Here is a 25,675-nt window from a genome sequence, read left to right on the forward strand (position 1 = left end):
GCATGATGAACGCGCCATCTCATTCTGAATCTCGTATTACACTCGACCAGGCCACCATTCAGCCCTTACCCAATTCGCGCAAGATCTATGTCAGCGGCAGCAGGCCGGATTTGCGTGTCCCGATGCGGGAAATCTCACAAGCCGATACACCGACTCAGCTGGGCGGCGAAGCCAACCCGCCGATCTATGTCTACGACGCCAGCGGACCCTATACCGATCCGTCTGTGAAAATCAGTCTGGAAGACGGGCTCACACCGGTGCGGGCACAATGGATCGCCGAGCGGCAGGATTGCGAAGTGGTCGAAGAACTGGGAAGCATTTATAGCCGGCAACGTGCTGCCGATGCGTCACTGGATGCGCTGCGCTTCAATCTGAAACGTACCCCATTGCGGGCCAGACAGGGGGCCAGGGTGACTCAAATGCATTACGCCCGACGCGGCATCATTACCCCGGAAATGGAGTTCGTCGCGATTCGGGAAAACCTCAATCGTGAACACTATCTGCAGAGCCTGCAGGCGGCAGGACAGGAGCGCATGCTGAAGCTGTTGTCGCGTCAGCATCCGGGGCAGGGCTTTGGCGCCCGTTTGCCGGAAAGCATCACGCCTGAATTTGTCCGCGCGGAAATCGCGGCCGGCCGGGCCATTATTCCGGCCAACATCAATCACCCGGAAAGTGAGCCGATGATCATTGGTCGCCATTTTCTGGTGAAGATCAATGGCAATATCGGCAACAGTGCATTGTCGTCTTCCATTCACGACGAAGTGGACAAAATGACCTGGGGGATTCGCTGGGGGGCGGACACCATCATGGATCTGTCGACCGGCAAGAACATTCATGAAACCCGGGAATGGATTCTGCGCAACAGCCCGGTGCCGGTCGGTACCGTGCCGATTTATCAGGCACTGGAGAAGGTGAATGGCAAGGCAGAGGATCTGAGCTGGGAAATTCTGCGCGATACTCTGATCGAACAGGCCGAGCAGGGGGTGGACTATTTCACGCTGCACGCCGGGGTGCTGCTGCGCTATGTACCGCTGACAGCCAATCGCCTGACCGGCATCGTCTCGCGGGGCGGATCGATCATGGCGAAATGGTGTCTGGCTCATCATCAGGAAAATTTCATTTACACGCATTTCGACGAGCTGTGCCAGCTTCTCGCCCAGTATGATGTGGCGATTTCTCTGGGCGACGGCTTGCGTCCGGGGTCGATTTTCGATGCCAATGATGAAGCACAGCTCGCTGAGTTGAAGACGCTGGGTGAATTGACGCAGATTGCCTGGCGTCATGATGTTCAGGTGATGATCGAAGGGCCCGGCCATGTGCCGATGCAACTGATCAAGGAAAACATGGACAAGGAACTGGACTGGTGTCACGAGGCACCGTTCTACACCCTGGGGCCGCTGACCACCGACATTGCACCGGGCTATGACCACATCACCTCGGCCATTGGTGCGGCGCAGATCGGCTGGTATGGGACGGCGATGCTGTGCTACGTCACGCCCAAGGAGCACCTCGGCCTGCCGGATCGCCATGACGTCAAGGAGGGCATCATCACCTACAAGCTGGCAGCACATGCGGCGGATCTGGCCAAGGGACATCCCGGCGCACAGATCCGTGATAATGCGCTGTCGAAAGCCCGCTTTGAATTCCGCTGGGAAGATCAATTCAATCTGGGGCTCGATCCCGATCGCGCCAGATCATTCCATGATCAGACCCTGCCCAAGGAGAGTGCCAAAGTGGCCCATTTCTGCTCAATGTGCGGACCACAGTTCTGCTCGATGAAGATTACCCAGGATGTGCGCGCCTATGCGGATCGCCAGGGTATTGCTGCCGAATCGGCGCTGCAGCAGGGCATGCAAAGCAAAGCCATCGAGTTTGTCGCTTCCGGGAGTAAACTGTACGACAAAGTCTGAGCTTGTCCGCCAACAGGAGGAAACCCATGAAACTGTATTACGCACCCGGTGCATGTTCTCTGTCTGTGCACATTGCACTGGCAGAATCGGGTTTGGTGTACCAGATCGAGAAAGTCGACATTCGTGCCCAGCCGCATGTCACCGCCAGTGGACAGCCCTTTCAGGCCATCAATCCGAAGGGCAGTGTGCCGGCACTGTTGCTCGACAATGGTGAACTGCTGACTGAAGGGGCCGCCATCGTGCAGTACATCGCCGACCAGGTACCGGAAAAGCAACTGGCACCGGCCAATGGCACCATGGCGCGCTACCGCTTGCAGGAGTGGCTGAATTACATCGGCAGCGAAGTACACAAGTCTTTTGGTCCGCTCTTTTCGCCGGATACGCCTGAGCCGGTGCGGCAGATGGCCCTGGAGCGACTGGGCAAGCGGCTGGATTTTGTTGCCGAACATCTGTCACGTCAGGAAACCTTGCTGCCTGCTTTCAGTGTGGCGGACGGTTATCTGTTCACCTGCCTGCGCTGGTGCCATTACGTCAAGCTGCCGCTGGATCGCTGGCCGGTGCTGCAGGCTTACCAGCAACGTATTGCCCAACGGCCGATGGTGCAAAAAGTCTTGCTGGATGAAGGTCTGAGTTGATCCACTCCGCGCCCGGTGAGCCGTATCTGGCTGACCGGGCGTTTCACGTGAAACCGCTATGAATCAAACCCCTCTGATTGAGGTCTCTGCCTTGCTGGAGGCCCTGCAGCATTTTGCCGATCAACGTGATTGGCAACGCTTTCATACTGCCCGCAATCTGATGCTGGCCCTGACGGGAGAAGTCGGTGAGCTGGCGGAGATTTTCCAGTGGCAAACGGATGAACAGGTGCTGAACATGCCGGTCGATGACCCGGCGCGCTATCAGCATCTGCAGGAAGAAGTGGCGGATGTGTTGTTGTATCTGGTCCGCCTGGCAGGGGTCATGAAAATCGATCTGGATCAGGCAGTACGCAACAAGATGGAGAAAAATGCCCTGAAGTATCCGGTGCCCGGGACGTCGCTGGCACTCAAATGAATTTCAGCGGATCAAGACGCAGTTTCTCCGGTGATTCATGCCGCACGATTTTGTCGGCGCCACCATGTCCCATGCTGCGCGACAGGTCGACAATTTCCGGCGGGATGTGGGCATTGCTCTTCAGACTGAAAAAGACCTTGACCTTGGGCGAGACCAGATTCTTTTCGTTCTGTTCAACGACGACCCCCAGTCGCCCGCTTTCCAGTCTGACCAGCGTACCGACCGGATAGATACCGATGGTGCGCATGAAGGCTTGTACCAGATCCGGATTGAAGTGAAATTTGGACCATTCATAGATTTTGCGCAGGGCATCGGTCGGTGGCATGCCCTTGTGATAGCAGCGATCGGATGTCAGTGCATCATAGACATCGACAATGGCGGCCATCTGACCTAATTGAGAAATTTCATGGCCTTTCAGGCCTTCCGGGTAGCCGCTGCCATCGTGACGCTCGTGGTGCTGTGCCGCGACGGTAATGGAGGTCTGGGTGATGCCACGTGCCTGGGAGAGAATGGCCTTGCTTTCGACGACGTGGCATTTCATCACGGCGAATTCGCGCTCGGTCAGCCTGTCCGGCTTGTTGAGGATGGCATCGGGGATCTTCATCTTGCCGATATCGTGCAACATGCCGCCAATGCCGGCCTGGTGAATCACTTCCTTGCCCATATTCATCGCATTGCAGAAAGTGACCATCAGCGCCCCCACGCTGACTGAATGCTGAAAGGTATAGTTATCCTTGTCCTTGATGCGGCACAGCGCCAGCAAGGCACCGTCATTGCGCAAAATCGAGCTGGTCATTTTTTCCACCGAGGGGGTGACCAGTTCCAGATCGACCTGTTTGCCCAGACGGACATCGTGCAGGATGCCATGGATGATCTGGTGTGCCTCTTCATGGACCATCCTGGCCCGACCGAATTCTTCCGTGGCGGTTGCGCGTTTTTCGCTGGCCGGCGCCGCTTCCACGCCAATTTCCCGCATTTCGCTTTCCAGCTGCGCTTTGACCTCTTGCAGCGTGGGGGCATGCACGACATCCAAGCCTTTTGACGTGTCGATATACACTTCGTGAATGCCGGATTCAGCGATTTTGCGGATTTCACTTTCGTGCGCGACAACAAAGCGATTTCTCAGGAAAGGATGAGACATCCAGTCGCAGTTGAGATCGTGAATGAACATTCCGACCTTGAGGTCAGAAATATTGATACATTTGATCATCGTGGCCAGGCCATCAGACGGGTATTTGTCTCATCTTAGTGTCTATCTGACCCGTTTGTGAAGTCTGCTGGAAATTGTCATAAGACATATGAATAAATTAGAAGAAGTGAACTGCCGACCAGCCTGTGGTGCCTGCTGTATTGCGCCCTCCATCAGTTCGGCAATCCCGGGTATGCCGGAGGGCAAGCCGGCCGGCATACCCTGTATTCAGCTGGATCATGACTATGGCTGCAAGATTTTCGACTCACCGCTCAGACCGGCCGTTTGTGCCAGTTTGCAGCCAAGTCGGGAAATGTGCGGCCAAAATCGTGAAGAGGCCATCCAGTGGCTGACACAACTGGAAAATTACACTCGCTGAGGTTGCGGGCATGCATTGCCTGGTTTAAACAGGGCGAGTAGCTTGTGAGAATGATGTATCTAAAAAGAACAACAAAATAGTTTGGCAATCATCGCTGCCAACACATATTTTTCTAATAACGAAGTGATAAAGAGAAGCACGGGGGGAATAATGTCAGATAAAAAATGGGGTCACCTCAGCACCCGAATCACCGTCGTGACAGGTCTGGCCGTTGCGGCAGCCTTCATCATCATGATTGGTTTGATCTCGTGGCTCAGCTATCGCAATGCAGTCGATATGGGTTATCAGCTGGCGCAAAGCCAGGCGCGTAACCTGGCGGATTCGACAGAAGCGGATTTCCGTGTCGGCTATGCATTGCCGAAACATCTGGCTCAGGCGGTTTTGGGTATCAAGCGCGGCGGTATGCCCGAGCGCAAGATGGTGGATAACATGCATCTGGAGTTGCTCGACAATGCGCCACAGTCGGTGGGTCTGTGGATGCTGTGGGAACCCAATGCCATGGATGGCAATGACAAGGCCTTCCGTTTCAACAAGCCCTATGAAGACCTGACCGGCCGCTATACCCCGTACTTCACCCGCAATGCGCAGGGCAAGGCCCAGATCGACACCATGTTGTCCGGCGATTACCTCAAGGAACTGGACAAGCTGAAAGATACGCCGGACAGCTATTCCCCGCCGTATGAAAAATCGGGCTGGGGGGATTTTTACATGGTGCCGAAGACGCGCAATCGCGACACCATCACCGAACCCTATCCCTACGAAGTGCAGGGCAAGAAGATACTGGAAAGCTCTTTGGCCGTGGCCATCAAGGATGCCAGCGGCAAATTCCTCGGCGTTTCGGCCACCGACGTCGCCCTGAGTGATCTGCAACAGCGCTTCAGTCAGATTCATCCCTACGACACCGGTTTTGTGCGCATGATCTCCGAGGGGGGGCTGTATGTGGTCAACCCGAAGGCAGAAGTGCTGGGCAAAGCGGTCGAGAAGGAGGATCCGCTGGCAGGCTATCTCGACAAGATCAAGGGTGGTCAGCCGTTTGTTTATGAGTCGGATGGCTATACCCACTTCTTCCAGCCGGTGAAGGTCGCAGATACCGGGCAGTTCTGGGCGCTGGGCGTCAGTGTGCCGACCTCGGCCATTACCGCGCCGGCATTGCACCAGAGCCTGCTTGCCGCCGGCATCGGTGTAATCGCCCTGCTGGCCATCATCCTGTTGCTGGCCGGCCTGACCCGCACCCTGACGCGTCCGCTGGATCGCATGGCAGCCAATATGGAACAGCTGGCTTCCGGCAAGGGGGACCTGACGGTACGTATCAATATCAGCAATAACGATGAAATCGGCCGGTCTGCCGCAGCCTTCAACCAGTTCATGCAGTCGTTGTCGGAAATGTTCGGCGAGATCCGCAACCAGAGTCTGGCTGTGAGTCAGGCCGCTACCCATCTGGCGGATTCTGCCGAGCAGGTGGAACAGGCCTCGTCGGTCCAGTCGGACGCTGCCAGCGCGACCGCAGCCGGGGTTGAGCAGGTGACGGTCAGCGTGCATCACATTGCCGACACTGCCAAAGAAGCTGAAAACCTGGCGCGTCAGACGGGCGAACTGACCGAGCACAGCGTCTCAACCGTGGCGCAGGTGACCAGCGAAATCCAGAAAATGAACCAGAACATGCATGGTCTGGCCGAACGTATCAATAGCCTGGGGGCACGTTCCGAAGAAGTGTCCTCGATCATCAACGTGATCAAGGACATTGCCGATCAGACCAATTTGCTGGCCTTGAATGCTGCTATCGAAGCGGCTCGTGCCGGCGAGATGGGCCGCGGTTTTGCCGTGGTGGCCGACGAGGTGCGCAAGCTGGCCGGGCGTTCGGCGGAAGCAACGGTCGAGATCTCCCGCATTGTGACCACCATCGGCAGCGAGACCCGCGATGCCGTCAATGATGTTTCCGGCACGCGTGGCCGGGTCGATATGAGTGTCAAGGTGGCGGAAGAGGCCAATGAAGCCATGCGCAGCGTGCTGCAGTGCAGCCAGGACCTGGCCACCAGTATCGCCGACATTGCCGCCTCGACACGCGAACAGTCCAATGCCAGCAGTGAAATCGCGCAAAACGTCGAACGCATCAGCAATATGGCCCAGTCCAACAGCCAGGTGGTGCATGAAGTGTCGTCTTCGGTACTGCGCCTGCGCGAGTTGTCGGCCAACCTCGAACGTCTGGTGAGCAACTTCAAGCTTTGAGCATCACCGTTCAGAAAAAGCGCAGCGAATTCGCTGCGCTTTTTTTTTGCCACCTTCTTCCCGTATGGCAAAAAATCGGGTTATAATCTGAAAGTTTGTTCGGAAGGGATGTGAATGATGTTTTTTGCCCGTAGCAAGGCCAATCGACGCCGCGGCCGCCAGTCTTCTGGTGCCATGGCCCGACGTCCCTTTCCGATAACCCGTTTTTGAAAAAGCTCCTGTTCTCAGGGGCTTTTTTTTTATCTGAAGAAATTACAAATAAATACAAGGACACGACCATGGCCAACCCGCTTTACCGGAAAAACATCATTTCCATTCCTGACTTTAGCCGTGAAGAGCTGGAACTTGTCGTGGAGACTGCTGCACGCCTCAAGGCGACACCGCGTAACGATCTGCTCAAGGACAAGCTGATTGCCAGCTGTTTCTTCGAACCCTCTACGCGAACCCGTCTGTCGTTCGAAACGGCGGTCCAGCGGTTGGGTGGACGCATCATCGGTTTTGCCGATGGTGGCAATACCTCGGCGCGCAAGGGCGAGACCCTGGCCGATTCGATGAAGATCATTGCCTCGTACAGTGATGCCGTGGTGATGCGCCATCCGCGCGAAGGTGCCGCCCGCCTGGCCAGCGAATTCTCCGCTGTGCCGATCATCAACGGCGGGGACGGCTCCAACCAGCATCCGACGCAGACCCTGCTCGACCTGTTCTCGATCAACGAGACCCAGGGGAAACTGCACGATCTGACGGTCACCTTCGTCGGGGACCTGAAGTATGGCCGTACCGTTCATTCGCTGACCCAGGCGCTGTCGCTGTTCAACTGCCGCTTCTACTTCGTGGCCCCGGAAGCCCTGGCCATGCCGGACTATATCTGCGAAGAACTGGACGAGAAGGGCATCTCCTATACCCTGGCTTCCAGCCTGGAAGAGGTCATTCCGCAAAGCGACATCCTGTACATGACCCGTGTACAGCGCGAGCGCTTTGACGAAGCCGAGTTCAAGAAAATCCAGGGCAAGTTCATCCTGCACGCCGACATGCTGCGCCATGCGCGCGAGAACCTGAAAATCCTGCATCCCTTGCCGCGCGTCGACGAAATTGACGTCGATGTCGATGCCACGCCGTATGCCTATTACTTCGAACAGGCAGAAAATGGTGTCTATGCCCGTCAGGCACTGCTGGCGCTGGTGTTGAATGAAACCGTCTGAGCGGCTGCAACGAACAACGAACAAGGATTGATCATGCAATACACCCGTACTGTAGAAGCCCTGAAAGAAGGCACCGTCATCGACCACATCCCGGCTGGTCAGGGCTTGAAGATTTTGCGACTGTTCCGCCTGGCGGAAACCGGCGAGCGCGTAACGGTCGGCCTGAACCTGTCATCGCGTCACATGGGCAGCAAAGACCTGATCAAGGTGGAAAACATTGCGCTGACTGAAGACCAGGCCAATGAACTGGCACTGTTTGCTCCCAAGGCGACCGTGAATGTCATTGAAAATTTCGAGGTCGTCAAAAAGCATCAACTTGAGCTTCCGGAGACGATTCAGGGCATTTTTGCCTGCCCCAACTCCAATTGCATCTCACATAATGAGCCGGTCGAGAGCTTTTTCTATGTAAAAGCCCATGGTCATGACACAAAAATGAAATGCAAGTATTGCGAAAAGGTATTTAGTAAGGATATTGTTGTAGAAGTGCGCTAAGTCGTACAAAGGGTGAAATAGAAACTGCAAGAAAAAAGCTGCCTCGACAGCAAAAAAAATGAAAAGCGCCACGGATTCCGTGGCGCTTTTCGCATTTCTGCGCGGCGCTAAAGCGTTTTTTGCATCAGCACCAGATCCAGCCAGCGGCCGAACTTGAAGCCGACTTCCGGCATGCGCGCGACTTCGGCAAACCCCAGCCGCTGGTGAAAGCGGATCGACCCCTCATTGGCCGCGTCGATCGCACCGACCATCACATGCTTGCCCAGTGACTGAGCCAGCGGGATCAAGGCCTCCACCAACTGGCGACCGATACCCTGTCCCCGTGCTGCCGGTGCAAGATGCACACTGTGCTCGACGGTAAAGCGGTAACCGGGATAGCTGCGAAAATCGCCGAAACTGGCGTAACCGACAATCTCGTGATCCTGCTCGGCGACCAGCACCGGATAACCGGCTTGCCGGCGAGCACTGAACCAGTCGCGCCGTTCGGCCAGTTCGACCGGATGATCGAGGTAGATGGCCGTGGAATGGCGGATGACTTCGTTGAAAATGGTCAGGATGGCTGGCAGATCGTCTTCGGTGGCAGGGCGGATCAACATGGTGTTCTCGGCAGATGGCATACCGTGGATGCTAGGGGTCTGACCCGGGCTTGTCAAAAAGGACCTGGCTGGCACGGCGCTTGCTGTACACAAGTGACCGCAACTTGACAGGAGCGATGCCATGAGAACCAAGTCCAAGCCGGTGGAGCCCGTAAAAACCAGTGATCTGGTGATGTTCAACTTTCGCCATCCGACCCGTGCCCGATTGATTGGCGGGGCGTTGTGGCTGGTGGAAGCCTATGATGCCGCCAATGATGTCTGGGTGTGGCAGAACGAATCGACCGAAGCGGATGATGCGCTGGAATCCGCGCGTATCCTCAGCATCGGCAAGCCTTGAGATGGTGCGGATTCCCCAAAACCGGGAATCCGCACCAGGATCAGGCAGCCATCAGGCTACCTGGCGCTTTTGGCGAATGGCCAGGAATTGTGCCAGTAGCGGATCGATCGCCTGGCGGGCGTGCTGATAATTACCGGCCTTGATGTGGCCAAAGCCGCGCACGCCCTGCCACAGTGTCACCAGCTCGATCGCCTGCGGCAGATTATCTGCCGTCAAGCCATGAATCAGCTGTTCCACCATCTGCTCGAACTCGCCAATCCATTGTCGTTCCAGCTTGCGATCGGTCTGCCAGGCAAACGGATCCAGCGCCGTGCCGCGCAGGAATCGCATGGCGGCCAGCAAACGCATGGCTTTGAGTGCCCAGGGCCCGAGCGTCTTCTTGGTCGCCTTGCCATGCGTCATCCAGCTCGGACCAAGGTGAAAGTGCAGCCGGACATCCCCTTCGAAGGCGCTGCGGATTTCACTGAGGAACTCACCGTCGGAGTAAAGCCGCGCCACCTCGAACTCGTCCTTGTAGGCAAGCAGCTGTGCGTAAGTCTTGGCCACGGCCAGGGTCAGCGGCGAGCGGTTGGGGGTCAGCCGCGACTCGGCTTCACGTACCCGTTCCACCAGCTTGCGGTATCGTGCAGCCAGCTTGCCATTCTGATAGGCCAGCAGCATCTGGCTGCGCTGATGCACAATGCCTTCGACGGTTTCACGTGGAACAAACTGGATGATGCTGTTATTGGTCAGCAGCGACTCGACGCGCGCCGGATCATGCGCGGTGTGTCGTCCCCACAGGAAGGCCTGGCGGTTGAACTCAACCGCCGCACCATTGAGACGGATAGCTTCCAGGATGGCTTCTTCACTGACCGGTACCAGGCCGCGCTGCCAGGCAAAGCCCAGCATGAACATATTGCTTGCCAGCGCATCGTTGAGCAGCGCCGTGGCCAGCCGGGTGGCATTCACTTCGGCATAGCGCGCGGTGCCCACTGATTGCTGGATGGTCTGTTTCATCGCCTGGGCCGGGAAGCGCAGATCGGGCTGGGTCAGGAAGGCGCTGGTGGGTGCCTCGTAATTGTTGACCACGACATGCGAGAAGCCTTCGCGCATCTTGGCCAGCGCTTCTTCCGACGCGGTGACCACCAGATCACAGCCAAGAACCAGGTTGGCATCTCCTGCCGCGATGCGTACGGCGTGCAGGGACTGCTGATTACGCGCAATGCGTACATGCGACCAGACCGACCCCCCTTTCTGTGCCAGACCGGCCATGTCCAGCACTGTGACGCCCATATCGTCCAGGTGGGCAGCCATGCCAAGGACCTGACCAATGGTGACCACCCCGGTACCGCCAATGCCGGTCACCATGATGGAGTAGGGCTGATCGAGCGCTGGCAGGGCAGGCGAGGGCAGCGCGGGCATCTGCGCCAGTTCTCCCTTCAGCTCGCGTGCCGCCGTGCGCAGCTTGCCGCCTTCCACCGTGACGAAGCTGGGACAGAATCCCTCCTGACAGGAGAAGTCCTTGTTGCAGCTTGACTGGTCGATCTTGCGTTTGCGGCCCAGCGGGGTCTCCAGCGGCAGGATGGACAGACAGCCTGACTTGTTGGAGCAGTCGCCGCAGCCTTCGCAGACGCGGGCATTGATATAGGCACGACGTTGTGGATCCACCAGCTCGCCGCGCTTGCGCCGCCGGCGTTTCTCGGCAGCACAGGTCTGTTCGTGAATCAGGATGGTGGTACCGCTGACCGTACGCAGCTCGGTCTGCAAGCGCTGCAGTTCGCGCCGGTGGTACACCTCGACCCCGGGCGCCAGCCCGGCCATGCCGCGGTATTTTTCCGGGGCATCGCTACTGATGACGATGCGCGCCACGCCCTCGGCATGCAGCTGGCGCGTGATGGTCGCCACATCCAGCGGACCGTCGACATGCTGGCCACCGGTCATGGCCACGGCGTCGTTGTAAAGCAGCTTGTAGGTGATGTTGACCTTCGCTGACACGGCTGCGCGGATGGCCAGCAGACCGGAGTGGAAGTAGGTGCCGTCACCCAGGTTGGCAAAGACATGCGGGGTTTCGGTAAACGGTGCCTGACCGATCCAGGGCACCCCTTCGCCGCCCATCTGCGAGAAGGTCTGGGTATGCGGCTCAATCCACAACGACATGTAATGGCAGCCAATCCCGGCGAGGGCGCGACTGCCTTCCGGCACCTTGGTGGAGATATTGTGCGGACAGCCGGAGCAGTAGTGTGGCACCCGTGGCAGGCTGTCGCGCTTCTGTCCCAGCTGGGTTTCCTTCTCTTCATAGAATTTCAGCCGCTCGTGCATCACCGGGCTGTCGAATACCGTGGCCAGCCGGTTGGCAATGGCACGGGCGATGATGGCCGGTGTCAGTTCGCCGGCGGCCGGCAGCAGCCAGTCGCCATGTGGCAGCGCCCATTCCCCCTTTTCGGCAAACTTGCCGACAACGCGCGGACGCACATCCTCGCGCCAGTTGTACAGCTGCTCCTTCAACTGGTATTCGATCACCTGGCGTTTTTCTTCCACCACCAGGATTTCTTCCAGCCCTTCGGCAAAATGGCGCACGCCTTCCGGTTCCAGCGGCCAGACCATGCCGACCTTGAAGATGCGCAGACCGATTTCGGCTGCCAGCGATTCATCAATGCCCAGATCATCCAGTGCCTGCATGACGTCGAGGTAGGATTTGCCGGTGGTGATAATGCCCAGACGTGCCTCAGGCGCATCCAGTACCACACGATTGAGATGATTGGCGCGCGCATAGGCCAGGGCGGCATACAGCCGGTGGTGCAACAGACGTTTTTCCTGCACCAGCGGCGGGTCGGGCCAGCGGATGTTCAGTCCGTCCTCCGGCATGTCGACATCCTGCGGGTACTGGATCTGGATCCGTTCCGGTGAGATGTCCACCACGGCGGAACTCTCGATGGTGTCGCTGATGGCCTTGATCGCCACCCAGCAACCGCTGTAGCGACTCATCGCCCAGCCATGCAGGCCAAAGTCGATCACTTCCTGCACGCCGGACGGGCTGAGTACCGGGATCATCGAGGCAGCCAGGGCGTGATCCGACTGATGCGGGAAGGTGGACGACTTGGCGGCATGATCATCGCCGGCAATGATCAGCACACCACCATGCTTGCTGGTGCCGGCGGCATTGCCATGCTTGAGGACGTCGCCTGAACGGTCTACGCCCGGTCCCTTGCCGTACCACATGGCATAGACGCCATCGTACTTGGCGCCGGGGAACAGGTTGACCTGCTGTGTGCCCCAGACCGCCGTTGCGGCCAGATCCTCGTTCAGCCCCGGATGAAACACCACATTGTGGGCTTTCAGGTGCGCCTCGGCCTTCTGCATGCTCTGGTCGACGCCCCCCAGCGGCGAACCACGATAGCCGGTGACATAGCCGGCGGTATTCAGTCCCTGTGCCCGGTCCCGATCCTGCTGCAGCATGGGCAGGCGCACCAGCGCCTGGATGCCGCTCATCAGAACCTGACCGGTGGGTGCGGTGTATTTTTCTTCTAGCGCACGATGCCGGATCGACATGGTTTCTCCTCCATATATTCGCCTGTGCCCGACACGGACAGATCGGTAGATCCTGGTGCCGGGAGATGCCTTGTGAGCAGCGATAATTTATTTGTAGTTCGGCATGACGGTGTTGGCAGAATATAGTTTACGTTCACGTAAACGTCAAAACATAGAAAAGTAAAATAGTCGGTGATTGCGCTGCTGACCAGCAGGTGACAGAAAAAGGGTGGGCGAGGCATGGGCTTGCGGGTAAGCTGTGTGGATTCTCTAGCAAGTGAAAGTTCAGATGTCTGCCAAATCTGCCGGGCACAGCCAGGGCGTGCTGTATGCCATTGGTGCCTACCTGTGCTGGGGCCTGTTCCCGCTTTACTGGAAACCGCTGCACCACATCGACCCGCTGCAAATTCTCTGTCACCGACTGGTCTGGTCGGCGCTGTTTGTGCTGATCCTGCTCGGGGTGCGTCGTCAATGGGAGTGGCTGCAGCCCTTCCGGCAGGCACCGCAAAAGCTCGGGGTATTTGTGTTGTCTTCGCTGATGTTGTCCGGCAACTGGCTGCTGTATATCTGGGCCGTCAACTCGGGCCATATCGTCGAATCCAGTCTGGGCTACTTCATCAATCCGCTGGTCAACGTATTGCTGGGCCGACTGGTGCTGGGCGAGCGACTGGGCCGCCTGCAGCAGCTGGCCGTTGCACTGGCCGGCGCGGGGGTATTGTGGCTGACCCTGCAACTGGGGACCGTACCCTGGGTGGCGCTGGGGCTGGCCACCACCTTCGGTCTGTATGGGCTGATGCGCAAGCGGGCCCCCCTGCCTTCGCTGGAAGGACTGGCACTGGAGACTTTCCTGCTGGCACCGCTGGCCCTGGCCTGGCTGCTCTGGCTGGAGAGCCACGGACAGGGGGATTTTGGTCATCTGCCTGCCTGGCAGAACCTGATGCTGGCCGGTGCCGGTATTGTCACGGCGGTACCGCTGCTTTTGTTTGCCAACGGGGCTCGACGGCTGAAGCTGGCCACCCTGGGGGTCATCCAGTACATCAGCCCGACCCTGCAACTCTTGCTGGGGGTGGTGATGTATCACGAAGCGTTCGATCAGACGCGCGCCATCGGTTTTGCCCTGATCTGGACGGCCCTGCTGCTGTACTCACTGGCCAGCCTGCGCAGCCTGTTGCGTCAACGCTGACCGCCCGCTTGTCATAAGCTTGCGCAGGATCATGCAAGCTGCAATTGACTGAAAAATCCTCGTGATGATAAATATAATCTCATCACGAGGATTTTTCTTTTACGCTGACATGAAACTGACCGTCGACGCCGAAGTACTGGCCGATTTCGTGTCCGCCCTGCTGGGGCCGGATTGCGAAATTGCCATTCATGACCTGTCCGACCCGGCAGCGTCCCTGCGCATCATCCGCCATGGCCGCATCTCCGGCCGCGATGTCGGGGCACCGGCCACCGATCTGGCATTGCGCATGGCACAGGAGTGCAGCGGTCCGGACGGTGGTGATTACCGCATTAATTACCGCAGCAAGACGGCTGGCGGCACCTCGCTGCGCTCATCGACCCTGGTGTTCAAGGACGAGCAGGGGCGGGTGCGGTCGATGTTTTGCGTCAATGCCGATGACAGTCGCTACCAGCGGGCGCTGGAAGCCGTGCAGGCCTTGTTGCCGGCAGACTTGTCGCAGGAGCGGCACCAGGAGAATCTGTCGGCCTCGGTAGACGATGTCGGCGTCGACATCATGAACGAGGTGCTGGATCAGTTCGAGGTGGAGCCACAGCGGCTGTCTCCGGAAGAAAAATCACGGGTCGTGCTGGAGTTTGACCGGCGCGGGCTGTTTTCCATCCGCGGGTTTGTCGCCCGCGCGGCACAGGCGCTGGATATTTCCGAGCCGACCTTGTACCGCTATCTGAAGCTGAGCAGGGAATGAACATGACAATGCAAGCAAGCACGTCTCTCCAACCGACCAACAAACTGTGGACGGAATATCTGAAGGCGCTGCATCAGGAAGTCGTGCCGGCACTGGGTTGTACCGAACCGGTTTCGCTGGCGCTGGCGGCAGCCATTGCCACCCGTGAACTGGGACGCCCGGCCGAGCGGATTGAAGCGCGAGTCTCCGCCAATCTGATGAAAAACGGCATGGGGGTCACCGTACCGGGCACCGGCACGGTTGGCCTGCTGATCGCCGCCGCGGTCGGCTCGATCGGCGGCAATCCGGATGGACGCCTGCAGGTGCTCAAGGGATTGACCGAGGCACAGGTTGCCGCCGCCAAGACCATGATTGCCGAGCACAAGGTCAGTATCGGCGTTGCTGATGTGCCGAATATTCTCTACTCGGAAGCGCTGGTCATGGCCGGTGAGGACCGCGTTCGCGTCTGCATCGCCGATGCCCATACCAATGTGGTACGCATCGAGCGCAACGGACAGGTGCTGTTCGCTGCCGATGAACAGTCTGGGGATGCTGCGGCTGCCTATGACCTGACAGGCGCGACGGCACGTGATGTCTACGAGTTTGCCATGGCGGTCCCGCTGGATCAGATCGATTTTCTGGCCGAAGCGGCCCAGCTGAACGATGCCCTGTCCAATGAGGGTATGAGCGGTGATTACGGCCTGCATATCGGTGCCACGCTCAAGCGTCAGAGCCAATCCGGCCTGATGCCGGAAGGGCTGATGACCGAGATCCTGACCCGAACCACGGCCGCGTCGGATGCCCGCATGGGGGGCGCCACCCTGCCGGCGATGAGCAACTCGGGTTCCGGCAACCAGGGGATCGCCGCCACCATGCCGGTGGTGGTCGTGGCCGAGCACGTTGGTGCCAGCCATGAACAGCTGCTGCGCGCCCTGACGCTGTCGCATCTGATGGCGGTGTATATCCACAGCCGACTGCCCAAGTTGTCCGCCCTGTGTGCGGTCACCACGGCTTCGATGGGGGCCGCTGCCGGCATGGCTTTCCTGCTGGAAGGCGGCGAGCGTGCGGTGAACATGGCCATTTCCAGCATGATTGGCGATCTGGCGGGGATGATCTGCGATGGCGCTTCCAATAGCTGTGCCATGAAGGTGTCTACCTCGGTATCTGCCGCCTGGAAGGCGGTGCTGATGGCGCTGGACGGCACCCGCGTGACCGGCAATGAGGGCATTGTGGCCGAGGATGTCGATGCCTCGATCAGCAATCTCGGCAAACTGGCTTGCCAGGGCATGCAACAGACCGACGAGCAGATTTTGCATATCATGATGCACAAGCACCGCGCAGCCTGATTTCAACCGTCCGGCCCTTCCGGGGCCGGTCTTTAACTCATTCAACAAGGACGATGGCAATGAAAGAGATTTTGCATACCGATGCCGCCCCGGCGGCAATTGGCCCGTACTCCCAGGGGACGGCCTTTGGTCAGCTGGTGTTCACCTCCGGCCAGATCCCGCTGGATCCGAAAACCGGCGAGATCGTTGCCGGCGGCATCAGTGAACAGAGCCGCCGCGCGCTGGAAAACCTGGTCGCCGTACTCAAGGCTGGCGGCACAACGCCGGCCAATGTACTGAAGACCACCTGCTTCCTGGCTGACATGGCCGACTTTGCGGCCTTCAATGCCATCTATGCGGAGTACTTCGGCGAACAGTCCCCGGCTCGTTCCTGCGTGGCCGTGAAAACCCTGCCGAAAAATGTGCTGGTAGAAGTGGAAGCCATCGCCGTACGCGCCTGAGGCCGGTCTGGTGAACAAAAAACCGCCCATCGGGCGGTTTTTTGTTTGTTCACTGATTGTTGCGTACCCAGCGGTGCCACTGGGCGAACATATCGGCGTCGCGCGCCGCGATCACCGAGCGTTTCCAGGGTTTGTCGGCCCAGAAGTCATCCTGCTGCAGCGAGGCAACACAGCCGCCCGCTTCTTCCAGGATCAGGGCGCCCGCGGCGTAATCCCACAGACGCTGGCCGCCGTGCAGATAGACATCGAAGCGTCCGGCGGCCAGATAACACCAGTCCAGCGTACTGGAGCCCATGCTGCGCTGGCTGCCGAAGGGGGCCACGCTGTTGAGGCGGGAGGCCAGTCTGGCCGAACACAGGTATTTGACATCCACGCCGGCAATGGCTTCACACATCGGATTGGCCTTCTGCTTCAACGGCAGCGGGATGCCGTTGAGTGTGGCGCCGGCGCCGCGCTCGGCGCAGAACAGCTCCTGGGTCATCGGGTTGTAGATGGCGCCGAGGGTGCTGCGGCCGTTTTGCATCAGCGCGACGGAGATGGCGAAATGCGGCAGGCCGTTGATGAAGTTGGTGGTGCCGTCAATGGGGTCGACGACCCAAAGCCCCTCCATCTGGCGCAGCCAGAGCAGATCCTGCTCCTGGCGGGTCATTTCCTCGCCCAGCACCGGGTAAGGCAGCAACCTGGGCAGGCTGGCTTCCAGTGCTGCCTGACAGGCCAGATCCGCATCGGTCAGCAGGCTGCCGTCATCCTTGCGCGTGTGGCCGACGCAGAGGAAACGCGGCAGGATTTCCTGCGCGGCAATGTCGCGCAGCAAATCGCCTAGCTGTTCAATAACCTGCATGCTGGATTCCTTTATAATTGGCCGACCCGGCGTGTTGGATTGCCGCAATGCACAAGATGATCTGATTGTAACCAAAACACAGGATTGTTGCTGTTATGGCAAGGTTTTTTGTCGATATGCCACTGTCGGAAGACAGTGTCGTGGTACTGCCCGAAACCGTGGTGCGCCACGTCCAGGTGTTGCGGCTGCGAGAGGGCGAGGCATTGACGCTGTTCAACGGACAGGGGGGCGAATATGTCGCCACCTTGACACAGCTCGACAAGCGTCACGCTGAATGCACGGTGAGCCGGCATGATCCTGTTTCACGTGAATCACCGATCTGGCTCGGCCTGGCGCAGGCCATTTCCAGCGGTGATCGCATGGATTTTACCCTGCAGAAGGGGGTGGAAATGGGGGTCAGCGTGTTTCAGCCGCTGGCCGCACAGCGTTCGGTGGTCAAACTGGCCGGTGAGCGTGCCGACAAGCGTCTGCAGCGTTGGCAGGAGATCGTGATTGCCGCCTGCGAGCAAAGCGGCCGCACGGTGATTCCCCGGGTGTTGCCGATCCTCACGGTCAGCGAATGGCTGGCTATTCGTCAGGCGGCTTCGGTGCAGTTGCTGCTGTCCCCGCTGGGTACACGCAGCCTGCAGGACATTGCCCAACGGCCGGCTTCTGCCTGGCTGATGGCCGGGCCGGAGGGCGGTTATACCCCGGAGGAAGAGGGAGCCGCGCTTGCCGCTGGCTGGACGCCGCTTCGACTCGGGCCGCGCATCCTGCGAACGGAAACGGCCGCTCTCGCGGCCGTTTCGGCGATGCAGACGGTCTGGGGGGATTACGCCTTGAGCTGATAGATCAGCTTGCCGTCGAACAGGATTTCATCCACCCCCAGCTTGATCCCGCCCGGAGGGGCGGCCCGCTCGAAGTGGTAGCGCTGCCCCTGGTATTCGATCCAGCTCGAGATGGTGATGCCGTCGAATTTGCCGAGGATTTCCTCGGAGTGCACGATGTCTTCGCTGTCCTTGAGTACCAGGCCATGCTGGGCCGGGGCCTCTTCTTCCGGCAGTGCCCACTCATGATGATTGACCGGCTGCGGCAGGTTGCGCACGGCCATGCGCAGCCAGAGGGAAAACAGCCAGTCGGGAGCCAGCACGCGGTGGACATGGCGGTTGTCGGTGATGACGCAGGCCACGGAAAAGCGTTTTTGGCATACCGGGCAATGCGCCTTGGCGGCGACGAAAATCCGGTTTTCCAGCAGGGCGGCGATGCCCTGCATGGTGTCGGCAGTCACCATGGTGTTGCAGCGCGGGCAATGCTTGGCAAAACGGCGCACCTTGGTGCCGTTGGCAAAGCTGATTGGCAGGAAACGGGAAATTTTGTCTGGTCTGGCCATGTACGACGGATCCACTGCGGGTAAATCGGAAGTTGGCCTGTCGGGCAAGCTGCCAGAACAGGCTCTCTGCGATTATAGCGGCATCGTCATCAGGCGTGTGCCCAATGTATGACTTTCACCCGGTTCGATGACGCGGGCATCGTCACCGGCATTGGCCGCTTCGATGCAAAAAAAGCTGCGCCAGCCATCATCCGGCAGATCCTTGAGCGCGATCGATTTGTCTGCCCCGGGGTTCCACAGCACGAGACTGTCGGAGCCGGCATTCTCCACCACGATGCGACGTCGCCAGACGTCATCGCGCAGCGTGAGGCCACACAGGCCATACACGATACGATCCAGTTCGCCACGACATGCCAGACTATCCTGATGGTGAATCCCGTCTTGCTGGCAAACCTTGTCGACATAGCGGCTGTGCGCCAATCCCTCGACCCAGGCGTGTTCGGCATCGGCAATCGCCAGATAGGTGTGCAGGGCCGCCGAATAGCGCCGGGCGCTCGAACTCTGGTTCAGGGTGGTGAGCGTGATGTCGACTCGATCGGCGCTCAGGGTCAGGCAGCTCTCCACTTTCAGGCCGTCATGCTCCGGGCCGCTGAGTTCGATACTGAAGCCCTCCGCGCTGCGGCTGATGTCCGAGAGGGTCCAGCGTGCCGTGCGTGCAACACCGTGCTGCGGCTGGGTCGCATCCTGTGGATGCGGGCCGAACCAGGGCCAGCAAACCGGTACACCTCCACGGATGGCCTTGCCCGGTTGGTGCATGGCCTGTGGCGAGCAATATATCAGCGGCGGTTGACCGGCAGCATGCCAGGCCGTCAGTTGACCGCCATCCAGCGAAATCTCGGCCTGAAATCCGTCATGGCTGAGCAGCAGCTGCGTGCTGCCCTGGGCATGGGTGCGCAGGGTCGCGCCCGGAACGGGGGATGGGGTGTGCATGATGGCGCCTCTTTCTGTCAGATCCCTTAGTTTATCCGCGTTTGCGGACAGGGACATGATGCATCGGTTGGCGGCCTTGCCGGCCGGCTAGTCCAGCTGGGTTTGCGAACGCAGCTTGTAGCGGGTGCCGGGGTGGACCAGACGGGCAAAACTGACCAGGTTTCGATGCGACCAGGTGCGGCGGAAGACCAGCAGACAGGGCTCGCTGGCGGAGATCTCCAGCAGTGCTTGTTCCTCCCGCTGCGGCATGATGGCCTCGACCGTGTGCTCGATGTCGGTCAGCGGCGCATGTTGCATCAGATAATGGTTCGGGGTGATGCGGGAAAAGTCCTGTGCCAGATATTCCGGTGCCCAGCCTGGGTTGACGTAGCGATCTTCCAGTTGTACCGGAATATCGTCTTCACGATGCACCAGCAGCGAATGGAAGATGGTCGCACCGACATGGACGCCCAGTTGCAGGGCCACCAGCTCACTGGCCGGTTCGGCGCGCAGGGTGATCAGGCTGGTGCTGTGCATATGGCTGCGTGCCTCAATCTCCTGGGCGATATTGTTGACGTCCAGCAGGGGAGACTCGGCCTTGCGCTCGGCGACATAGGTGCCATCGCCGGCAAAACGCAGCAGGATGCCGGCCTCGGCCAGATCACGGATGGCCTTGTTGACGGTCATGCGTGACACGCCGAAATGCTGTGCCAGTTCGATTTCCGGCGGAATTTTACAACCCGGCTGAAAGGTCCTCTGGGCAATGCCTTCGAGGATATAGTCCTTGATACGCTGGTAGCGCGGCTGTCGGGTCTGGCGGCTCGCCATTGTGATCGAATCTTCCATCCGAGCATCTTAGCGATTTGCCATCATGGCCAACACTTCAGACAAGCATTGATTTGTGTTAGATCAAGCTGCCATCTATACAAATAAATGATATGCAAATCAGATATTTATCTGGTATTTTCTGCGCTGCCATACCTGCGCGCCAACGTCGACCGGAAGAGGACACGCCATGACCCTGCAACAGTGGCTGCAAGCCTATGGTGCCAGCCATCAGCACCGACAGAATGTTGCTATACACAAGCTTTGTATCCCGCTGATTATCTTCTCAATTTTCGGCGTTTTGACGGCTTTGCCTTCATCGGTCAGTCCGGCCTGGCTGCTGATCGCTGGCGGTTTGTTGTTCTACCTACGGCTCTCCTGGCGCATGGCGCTGGCCATGTTGTTGCTGTGCGGTACGATGATGTTGCTGCTGTATGGTTTGCAGCGGGCGGGCGTGGATCTGCTGCGCCTCAGCGGGGTGATCTTTGTGCTGGCCTGGATCGGGCAGTTCATCGGGCATCGTATCGAAGGACGCAAACCCTCCTTTCTGGACGATCTGCGGTTTTTGTTGATCGGCCCGGCCTGGACCGTGGCGGGCTTGACACATCGATTCAATATACGCTGGTAATAGGGCATATACGGTCGTTATGGCTGATGTTGCAGCAATGATATACTACATAATCAAATGTTGATATTCATCAAGCCAGCATGAGGTTGCCAGCAGGGAGTGCGCCATATCGGATTAGCATTTCCCTGTTACCCATTCCGGGTTGTGGAGACTGAAACATGCAAGGCAAACGTACTCTTTCCGTGCTGGGCGCTGCGCTTCTGGCGGCATTTGCGACCGATTACTCGCAGGCCTGCTCCAGTGTCATCGTTGGTAAAGGCGCCTCGGCCGATGGCGCCATCATCATTTCGCGCAACGAAGACTATTACATCAACAACTGGAACAAGAAGCTGGTGATCCATCCGCGCCGCGACAGCGACAAGGGGGAAATGATCAGCTTCAAGAACGGTCTGAAAGTGCCGGCGCCACAAACCATGCTGCGCTACACCGGCCTGACCGACTGGAATGGCGACACCACGGCGGCCGATGGTCCGTATGAAGAGCGCGGGGTCAATGAGTTCAATCTGGCGGTTTCCGCCACCAATAGCATGGATGCCAACGACGCGGCCAAGAAGGCCGATCCGCTGGTCGATACCGGTGTGATCGAGGCGGACATCCCGTCCTTCGTGCTGCCGATCGCCAAGACGGCGCGCGAGGCCGTGGCGCTGTTGGGCAAGACCGTCAAGGAGCAGGGCGCTGGCGAAGCCAATGGCATCCTGCTGGCAGACCCCAAGGAAGTCTGGTACATGGAAATTGGCAGTGGTCACCACTGGATTGCCGTCAAGGTGCCGCAAGACAAGTACATGATCGTTGCTAATGGCATGCGTATTCATGATGTCGATCTGAATGATCGCGAAAACGTCATGGGCAGTGACGACCTGGCTGAGTTTGTCAGCAAGAACAAGCTGCTGGACAAGGTGGATGTGCGGCATTTCAACTTTGCCAAGGCCTTTGGTTCGGTTGGCGATCGTTACAACATCGACCGCGAATGGATGGGGCAGCACTTGCTGACGCCGTCGCTGAGCCAGAAAGTCCGTCAGGAACAGTATCCGATGTTCCTCAAGCCGGACCACAAGATCACGGTGGCTGACATTGGCAAGGTGCTGCGTGCGAACTTCAAGGGTACCGAGCTGGAGAAGATCAAGGATGCCGAACGTCCGATGGGCGTGGATCGCACCATCGAGACGCACGTCTACGAACTGCGCAGCGACATGCCGAAGGAGTTGCAGGTGCTGACCTGGCAGGCCTTTGGCAGCCCGAGCGCCGCGGTCTTCATGCCGATGTACGAGAACGCCATGAAGGAAGTGCCTGCAGCGTTGCGCAGCGGTACCGAGGTGTATGAGGGTCAGTCGGCCTACTGGGCCTTCCGTGCCAATGCCACGCTGGCGCAGACCAATCCGTCCAAGTACGCTCCGGTGCTGGCCAAGTGGCAGAGCAATATCGAAGGCACCTTCCAGGGACAGCAGGCTGCGGTTGATCACATGCTCAAGCGCCTGTATGACCAAAGCCCGGAAGCTGCGCTGCGTTTTGCCAACCAGTGGAGCAATGGCAACGTGCTGTGGGCCGTGCAGTCTGCCCATGATGTGTTCCAGTCGCTGATGACCGATATGACCAAGTCGACCGAGAAGAAGTACACCCCGGCCGAGCTGGAAAAGATCAAGGCGCTGTAAGTCGGACGGTCGCCAACAAAAAACCGCCTTCGGGCGGTTTTTTGTTGCCTGGAACAATTAATGGCGCTGCAAGCCTTTTGCCAGGGTGCCCAGTGTTTGAATTGCCTCGGCCAGCTTTGCATCCCAGGGGTGGCCGATACTCAGGCGCAGGTGCTGGCGGAAGCGGGGCTCGGCGGAGAAAACCAGCCCCGGCGCAAAGCTGACCGAATGGGCCAGCGCCTGCTGCAACAAGGGCAGGGTATCCACCGGTTCGGGGCAGGCCACCCACAGCAGCATGCCGCCAGAAGGCGACAGGATCTGGGTGCCCAGCGGGAAGGCCTGTAAAACGGCGGCCTGCATCTGGCGCGACTGCTCTTTCAATTGTTGCCGCAAGCGCGCCGCCTGTCTGGCATACAGGCCACTGTTGAGACAGTCGGCCATGGTTGCCTGCAGCAACGAAGAGGTCACGTAGCTGTTACTGACCTTCAGGCGCTCCAGCCTGGCATGGTAGCGGCCGCCTGACAGCCAGCCCAGTCGCAGCGCCGGGGCGAAGGTTTTGGTAAACGAGCTGCAGTAGATCACACCGCCGTGCCGATCCCAGGCTTTCAGCGGTCTGGGGCGTTCGCTGCCGTAATACAGGTCGCCGAAGACGTCGTCTTCGATGATGGGGATGTCACGCCGATGCATCATCTCCACCAGCCGCCGCTTATGGTCGTCAGGCATCAGCGCCCCCGTCGGATTCTGGAAGTTGGCAACCACCACCAGACAGCGGATCGGCGAACCCTGGCGCAGGGCAAATTCCAGCGCCTCCAGCGACAGCCCCTGACCGGGCGTGCAGGGAATCTCCAGTACGCGCAGGCCAAGACTTTCGATGGTTTGCAGCAGGCCAAAATAAACGGGCGTTTCCACCGCCACCACATCTCCCGGACGGGTCAGCCCGCGCAAGGCCAGCTGAATGGCTTCGGTACAGCCGTTGGTCATCAGCAATGCGTCAGCCGGCAGGCTCATCTGCCATTGGTCAGCCAGCCGCTGCAGGCCGGTCAACAGGGCATGACGGTCACTGGCCGGCAGATGCGCTCCCAGCAGCGCTGGTTGGCGCGACAATTTGTGTTGCAGGCGCCGTGCCAGCTCCTCGGCCGGATACAGGCTCTCGTGGGCTTCGGCCATGTGCAGTTGATGTTGCACGGCAGAACCGGACAGCGAGAGAAGATTCGCCACATGATTGTCGACGTTGACCCAGGTGCCCGGCATCGGGGTGGCGGGGGCCGGGACAGACATGGAGAGGTGCTGGCCAGGCTGGACGGCGTAGAAGCCGCTGCGTTCGCGTGCTTCAACGCGTTGCTGCTGTTCCAGCCAGCGATAGGCCTGCAACGCCGTCAGATTGTTGACGGCAAAGCGTTGTGCTAGCGCGCGGACCGAGGGCAGGCGACTGCCGGGAGGGTAGTCGCCACGCGACATGTCCTGCAGCAACTGTTCGGCGATGGCGCGGTAGCGCGGTAGCGTCATGATCAGTCCTGTTATATAGAACAGATTGTTTTAGCCTAAACTGTTACAGCCCGACTGCCAAGGCTGTATCAGGTCACTCCCCGGGATGCCGGTTAATCTGTGCAGTGTGTTTGATGGCCGAACAGGGGAGAACAAGCTATGGGGTGGTTAAAGCAGTGGGCAGCCGACAGTTCCCTGTCGGCCATTCAGGCTGGAGTGATTGCGGTGATCGTGTCGTTTGCCGGCCCGTCTGTCTTAATGTATCAGGCCGCACATGCCGCGCATTTCAGTGCGGCCCTGACTTCGTCCTGGCTGGGGGCCGCCTCGATCGGCAGCGGACTGGTCGGACTGGTACTCAGTCTGCGTTATCGCATGCCGGTTGTCATTGCCTGGTCTACCCCGGGCGCGGCCTTGCTGGTGACCATGTTGCCCGGCCATACCCCGGGCGAGGCGGTTGCCGCCTATCTGGCGGCCGCACTACTGATCGGCCTGATCGGCTGGAGCGGGGTGTTCGATGTGCTGATGCGGCGTTTGCCGGCCTCTATCGCTTCGGCCATGCTGGCCGGCATTCTGTTTCGCTTTGGCGCCGAGTTGTTTACCTCGATTGCACTGGATCCGCTGCTGGTACTGAGCATGCTGGCTATCTACCTGCTGATGCGCCGCTGGCGTCCGCGTTATGCCGTACTGGCGGTGTTGCTGGGCGGACTGTTGCTGTTGTTGGCCCAGGGACGGATGCACTGGCCGGATCTGAGCGGCGGGTGGACCCAGCCGGTCTGGGTGACGCCAACATGGTCGTGGCAGGCGGTACTCAACCTCGGCTTGCCCCTGGCGCTGGTGGCACTCAGTGGTCAGTATCTGCCCGGGATGGCGGTACTGCGCGCCGATGGCTATGCCCTGCCAAGCCGTCCGATGGTCGCCGCCAATGCCCTGGTGTCCTTGCTGATTGCGCCGTTCGGCGCACATGGCATCAATCCGGCGGCCATCACCGCCGCCATCTGCACCGGGCCGGAGGCGCATCCGCAGCCGCAGCGGCGCTATATTGCCGGGGTGGTCTGCGGGTTGTTGTATCTGCTGGCCGGTCTCGCGGCCGGCTCGCTGATCCTGCTGTTTGCCGCCGTGCCCAAAACCTGGGTCGCAGCCTTGTCGGGCATGGCCTTGCTGGGTGCCATCGGCAACGGGCTGACCACGGCCATGCGCGACGAGTCTCAGCGCGAGGCTGCGCTGATGACCTTTCTGCTGACTGCCTCCGGCATGCATTTCCTTGGCATGGGGGCGGCATTCTGGGGGATTGTGGCCGGCGTGCTGGCCCATGTGGTGAAGCATCTGCACTGGCGCCAGCTGTGGCTGTCGCTGCGTCCCGGGACTTGAGCTGCCGACCGGAATGCGGCTGGCGTACCGGCCCCCCGGGGTGTACA

Annotated in this window: 24 protein-coding genes; 16 read left to right on the forward strand and 8 right to left on the reverse strand. The window is 59.3% G+C overall.

Annotated features, from left to right (window positions below; genetic code table 11):
- The first annotated feature begins 5 nt into the window (after positions 1–5).
- From thiC to AACH39_RS11635, 3 genes are read left to right on the forward strand one after another with little or no spacing between them, the layout of a single operon-like run.
- Positions 6–1,910 carry a phosphomethylpyrimidine synthase ThiC gene (gene thiC / locus AACH39_RS11625; protein ID WP_215779492.1) on the forward strand — a complete coding sequence of 635 codons (1,905 nt, stop codon included), beginning with the start codon at positions 6–8 and terminating at the stop codon, positions 1,908–1,910.
- A 26-nt stretch (positions 1,911–1,936) separates the two neighbouring features.
- The gene (gene gstA / locus AACH39_RS11630; RefSeq protein ID WP_215779489.1) at positions 1,937–2,545 is read left to right on the forward strand and encodes a glutathione transferase GstA; all 609 of its coding nucleotides are present in this window, start codon (positions 1,937–1,939) and stop codon (positions 2,543–2,545) included.
- Positions 2,546–2,603: 58 nt separating this feature from the next.
- Positions 2,604–2,960, forward strand: a complete 357-nt coding sequence (locus AACH39_RS11635; RefSeq protein WP_215779487.1) for a nucleotide pyrophosphohydrolase — start codon at positions 2,604–2,606, stop codon at positions 2,958–2,960.
- Here the strand turns inward: AACH39_RS11635 and AACH39_RS11640 are convergent.
- Entirely contained in the window at positions 2,953–4,170 is a 1,218-nt protein-coding gene (locus tag AACH39_RS11640; RefSeq protein WP_215779485.1) for an HD-GYP domain-containing protein, read from the reverse strand. The genes AACH39_RS11635 and AACH39_RS11640 overlap by 8 nt on opposite strands.
- Positions 4,171–4,258: 88 nt before the next feature.
- On the opposite strand from AACH39_RS11640, the gene AACH39_RS11645 reads away from it, so the two are divergent.
- The 4 genes from AACH39_RS11645 to pyrI all read left to right on the forward strand — a co-directional run bounded on the left by AACH39_RS11645 (position 4,259) and on the right by pyrI (position 8,445).
- Positions 4,259–4,528 carry a YkgJ family cysteine cluster protein gene (locus AACH39_RS11645; protein ID WP_338620060.1) on the forward strand — a complete coding sequence of 90 codons (270 nt, stop codon included), beginning with the start codon at positions 4,259–4,261 and terminating at the stop codon, positions 4,526–4,528.
- Between the two features lie 150 nt (positions 4,529–4,678).
- The gene (locus tag AACH39_RS11650) at positions 4,679–6,754 is read left to right on the forward strand and encodes a methyl-accepting chemotaxis protein (RefSeq protein ID WP_338620061.1); all 2,076 of its coding nucleotides are present in this window, start codon (positions 4,679–4,681) and stop codon (positions 6,752–6,754) included.
- A gap of 278 nt (positions 6,755–7,032) precedes the next feature.
- Complete coding sequence (pyrB, locus tag AACH39_RS11655; RefSeq protein ID WP_215779483.1) at positions 7,033–7,953, forward strand: aspartate carbamoyltransferase; 921 nt, start codon at positions 7,033–7,035, stop codon at positions 7,951–7,953.
- 33 nt (positions 7,954–7,986) lie between these two features.
- A complete protein-coding gene (pyrI, locus tag AACH39_RS11660) occupies positions 7,987–8,445 on the forward strand; it encodes an aspartate carbamoyltransferase regulatory subunit (RefSeq protein WP_215779480.1) in 459 nt (152 codons plus the stop codon).
- A 107-nt stretch (positions 8,446–8,552) separates the two neighbouring features.
- Here the strand turns inward: pyrI and AACH39_RS11665 are convergent, their stop codons facing one another.
- Entirely contained in the window at positions 8,553–9,041 is a 489-nt protein-coding gene (locus AACH39_RS11665; protein WP_215779478.1) for a GNAT family N-acetyltransferase, read from the reverse strand.
- Positions 9,042–9,162: 121 nt separating this feature from the next.
- Between AACH39_RS11665 and AACH39_RS11670 the strand changes: the two genes are divergently transcribed.
- Complete coding sequence (locus tag AACH39_RS11670; protein ID WP_338620063.1) at positions 9,163–9,378, forward strand: hypothetical protein; 216 nt, start codon at positions 9,163–9,165, stop codon at positions 9,376–9,378.
- 51 nt (positions 9,379–9,429) lie between these two features.
- Here AACH39_RS11670 and AACH39_RS11675 read toward each other — a convergent pair whose 3' ends face one another.
- Positions 9,430–12,906: an indolepyruvate ferredoxin oxidoreductase family protein gene (locus AACH39_RS11675; RefSeq protein WP_215779473.1), complete on the reverse strand. Its 3,477-nt coding sequence runs from the start codon at positions 12,904–12,906 to the stop codon at positions 9,430–9,432.
- 268 nt (positions 12,907–13,174) lie between these two features.
- Between AACH39_RS11675 and rarD the strand changes: the two genes are divergently transcribed.
- The 4 genes from rarD to AACH39_RS11695 all read left to right on the forward strand — a co-directional run bounded on the left by rarD (position 13,175) and on the right by AACH39_RS11695 (position 16,575).
- Positions 13,175–14,068: an EamA family transporter RarD gene (rarD, locus tag AACH39_RS11680; protein WP_215779470.1), complete on the forward strand. Its 894-nt coding sequence runs from the start codon at positions 13,175–13,177 to the stop codon at positions 14,066–14,068.
- A gap of 109 nt (positions 14,069–14,177) precedes the next feature.
- A complete protein-coding gene (locus AACH39_RS11685; RefSeq protein ID WP_215779468.1) occupies positions 14,178–14,810 on the forward strand; it encodes a helix-turn-helix transcriptional regulator in 633 nt (210 codons plus the stop codon).
- Positions 14,811–14,812: 2 nt separating this feature from the next.
- Positions 14,813–16,135, forward strand: a complete 1,323-nt coding sequence (locus AACH39_RS11690) for an L-serine ammonia-lyase, iron-sulfur-dependent, subunit alpha (RefSeq protein WP_305798422.1) — start codon at positions 14,813–14,815, stop codon at positions 16,133–16,135.
- Between the two features lie 59 nt (positions 16,136–16,194).
- On the forward strand, positions 16,195–16,575 hold the full coding sequence (locus AACH39_RS11695) for a RidA family protein (RefSeq protein ID WP_215779465.1): 381 nt from the start codon (positions 16,195–16,197) through the stop codon (positions 16,573–16,575).
- 49 nt (positions 16,576–16,624) lie between these two features.
- Here the strand turns inward: AACH39_RS11695 and AACH39_RS11700 are convergent, their stop codons facing one another.
- Positions 16,625–17,416, reverse strand: a complete 792-nt coding sequence (locus AACH39_RS11700) for an inositol monophosphatase family protein (RefSeq protein ID WP_338620069.1) — start codon at positions 17,414–17,416, stop codon at positions 16,625–16,627.
- 95 nt (positions 17,417–17,511) lie between these two features.
- On the opposite strand from AACH39_RS11700, the gene AACH39_RS11705 reads away from it, so the two are divergent.
- Positions 17,512–18,243, forward strand: a complete 732-nt coding sequence (locus AACH39_RS11705) for a 16S rRNA (uracil(1498)-N(3))-methyltransferase (RefSeq protein WP_338620071.1) — start codon at positions 17,512–17,514, stop codon at positions 18,241–18,243.
- Here the strand turns inward: AACH39_RS11705 and AACH39_RS11710 are convergent.
- From AACH39_RS11710 to hutC, 3 genes are all read right to left on the reverse strand, one after another.
- The gene (locus tag AACH39_RS11710) at positions 18,228–18,785 is read right to left on the reverse strand and encodes a hypothetical protein (protein WP_215779458.1); all 558 of its coding nucleotides are present in this window, start codon (positions 18,783–18,785) and stop codon (positions 18,228–18,230) included. The genes AACH39_RS11705 and AACH39_RS11710 overlap by 16 nt on opposite strands.
- A 72-nt stretch (positions 18,786–18,857) precedes the next feature.
- A complete protein-coding gene (locus tag AACH39_RS11715; protein ID WP_338620072.1) occupies positions 18,858–19,715 on the reverse strand; it encodes a D-hexose-6-phosphate mutarotase in 858 nt (285 codons plus the stop codon).
- An 87-nt stretch (positions 19,716–19,802) separates the two neighbouring features.
- A complete protein-coding gene (hutC, locus tag AACH39_RS11720; protein WP_215779452.1) occupies positions 19,803–20,540 on the reverse strand; it encodes a histidine utilization repressor in 738 nt (245 codons plus the stop codon).
- A gap of 169 nt (positions 20,541–20,709) precedes the next feature.
- Between hutC and AACH39_RS11725 the strand changes: the two genes are divergently transcribed.
- The gene (locus tag AACH39_RS11725) at positions 20,710–21,147 is read left to right on the forward strand and encodes an Mpo1-like protein (protein WP_215779450.1); all 438 of its coding nucleotides are present in this window, start codon (positions 20,710–20,712) and stop codon (positions 21,145–21,147) included.
- A 158-nt stretch (positions 21,148–21,305) separates the two neighbouring features.
- The gene (locus AACH39_RS11730) at positions 21,306–22,796 is read left to right on the forward strand and encodes a C69 family dipeptidase (RefSeq protein WP_215779448.1); all 1,491 of its coding nucleotides are present in this window, start codon (positions 21,306–21,308) and stop codon (positions 22,794–22,796) included.
- 57 nt (positions 22,797–22,853) lie between these two features.
- Here AACH39_RS11730 and AACH39_RS11735 read toward each other — a convergent pair whose 3' ends face one another.
- On the reverse strand, positions 22,854–24,281 hold the full coding sequence (locus AACH39_RS11735) for a PLP-dependent aminotransferase family protein (protein WP_338620073.1): 1,428 nt from the start codon (positions 24,279–24,281) through the stop codon (positions 22,854–22,856).
- 138 nt (positions 24,282–24,419) lie between these two features.
- Here AACH39_RS11735 and AACH39_RS11740 point away from each other — a divergent pair, with 138 nt between their 5' ends.
- Positions 24,420–25,628 (forward strand): benzoate/H(+) symporter BenE family transporter, encoded by a 1,209-nt coding sequence (locus tag AACH39_RS11740; RefSeq protein WP_215779446.1) that lies wholly within the window; start codon positions 24,420–24,422, stop codon positions 25,626–25,628.
- Positions 25,629–25,675 lie beyond the last annotated feature (47 nt).

It is taken from the genome of Paludibacterium flexuosum, from assembly GCF_037076605.1.
Lineage (GTDB): Bacteria > Pseudomonadota > Gammaproteobacteria > Burkholderiales > Chromobacteriaceae > Paludibacterium.

Bases quoted from the DNA above. Each gene is read 5' to 3' on its own strand.
- thiC (WP_215779492.1), top strand. From the start codon at position 6: ATGAACGCGCCATCTCATTCTGAATCTCGTATTACACTCGACCAGGCC.
- gstA (WP_215779489.1), top strand. From the start codon at position 1,937: ATGAAACTGTATTACGCACCCGGTGCATGTTCTCTGTCTGTGCACATT.
- AACH39_RS11635 (WP_215779487.1), top strand. From the start codon at position 2,604: ATGAATCAAACCCCTCTGATTGAGGTCTCTGCCTTGCTGGAGGCCCTG.
- AACH39_RS11640 (WP_215779485.1), bottom strand. From the start codon at position 4,170: ATGATCAAATGTATCAATATTTCTGACCTCAAGGTCGGAATGTTCATT.
- AACH39_RS11645 (WP_338620060.1), top strand. From the start codon at position 4,259: ATGAATAAATTAGAAGAAGTGAACTGCCGACCAGCCTGTGGTGCCTGC.
- AACH39_RS11650 (WP_338620061.1), top strand. From the start codon at position 4,679: ATGTCAGATAAAAAATGGGGTCACCTCAGCACCCGAATCACCGTCGTG.
- pyrB (WP_215779483.1), top strand. From the start codon at position 7,033: ATGGCCAACCCGCTTTACCGGAAAAACATCATTTCCATTCCTGACTTT.
- pyrI (WP_215779480.1), top strand. From the start codon at position 7,987: ATGCAATACACCCGTACTGTAGAAGCCCTGAAAGAAGGCACCGTCATC.
- AACH39_RS11665 (WP_215779478.1), bottom strand. From the start codon at position 9,041: ATGTTGATCCGCCCTGCCACCGAAGACGATCTGCCAGCCATCCTGACC.
- AACH39_RS11670 (WP_338620063.1), top strand. From the start codon at position 9,163: ATGAGAACCAAGTCCAAGCCGGTGGAGCCCGTAAAAACCAGTGATCTG.
- AACH39_RS11675 (WP_215779473.1), bottom strand. From the start codon at position 12,906: ATGTCGATCCGGCATCGTGCGCTAGAAGAAAAATACACCGCACCCACC.
- rarD (WP_215779470.1), top strand. From the start codon at position 13,175: ATGTCTGCCAAATCTGCCGGGCACAGCCAGGGCGTGCTGTATGCCATT.
- AACH39_RS11685 (WP_215779468.1), top strand. From the start codon at position 14,178: ATGAAACTGACCGTCGACGCCGAAGTACTGGCCGATTTCGTGTCCGCC.
- AACH39_RS11690 (WP_305798422.1), top strand. From the start codon at position 14,813: ATGACAATGCAAGCAAGCACGTCTCTCCAACCGACCAACAAACTGTGG.
- AACH39_RS11695 (WP_215779465.1), top strand. From the start codon at position 16,195: ATGAAAGAGATTTTGCATACCGATGCCGCCCCGGCGGCAATTGGCCCG.
- AACH39_RS11700 (WP_338620069.1), bottom strand. From the start codon at position 17,416: ATGCAGGTTATTGAACAGCTAGGCGATTTGCTGCGCGACATTGCCGCG.
- AACH39_RS11705 (WP_338620071.1), top strand. From the start codon at position 17,512: ATGGCAAGGTTTTTTGTCGATATGCCACTGTCGGAAGACAGTGTCGTG.
- AACH39_RS11710 (WP_215779458.1), bottom strand. From the start codon at position 18,785: ATGGCCAGACCAGACAAAATTTCCCGTTTCCTGCCAATCAGCTTTGCC.
- AACH39_RS11715 (WP_338620072.1), bottom strand. From the start codon at position 19,715: ATGCACACCCCATCCCCCGTTCCGGGCGCGACCCTGCGCACCCATGCC.
- hutC (WP_215779452.1), bottom strand. From the start codon at position 20,540: ATGGAAGATTCGATCACAATGGCGAGCCGCCAGACCCGACAGCCGCGC.
- AACH39_RS11725 (WP_215779450.1), top strand. From the start codon at position 20,710: ATGACCCTGCAACAGTGGCTGCAAGCCTATGGTGCCAGCCATCAGCAC.
- AACH39_RS11730 (WP_215779448.1), top strand. From the start codon at position 21,306: ATGCAAGGCAAACGTACTCTTTCCGTGCTGGGCGCTGCGCTTCTGGCG.
- AACH39_RS11735 (WP_338620073.1), bottom strand. From the start codon at position 24,281: ATGACGCTACCGCGCTACCGCGCCATCGCCGAACAGTTGCTGCAGGAC.
- AACH39_RS11740 (WP_215779446.1), top strand. From the start codon at position 24,420: ATGGGGTGGTTAAAGCAGTGGGCAGCCGACAGTTCCCTGTCGGCCATT.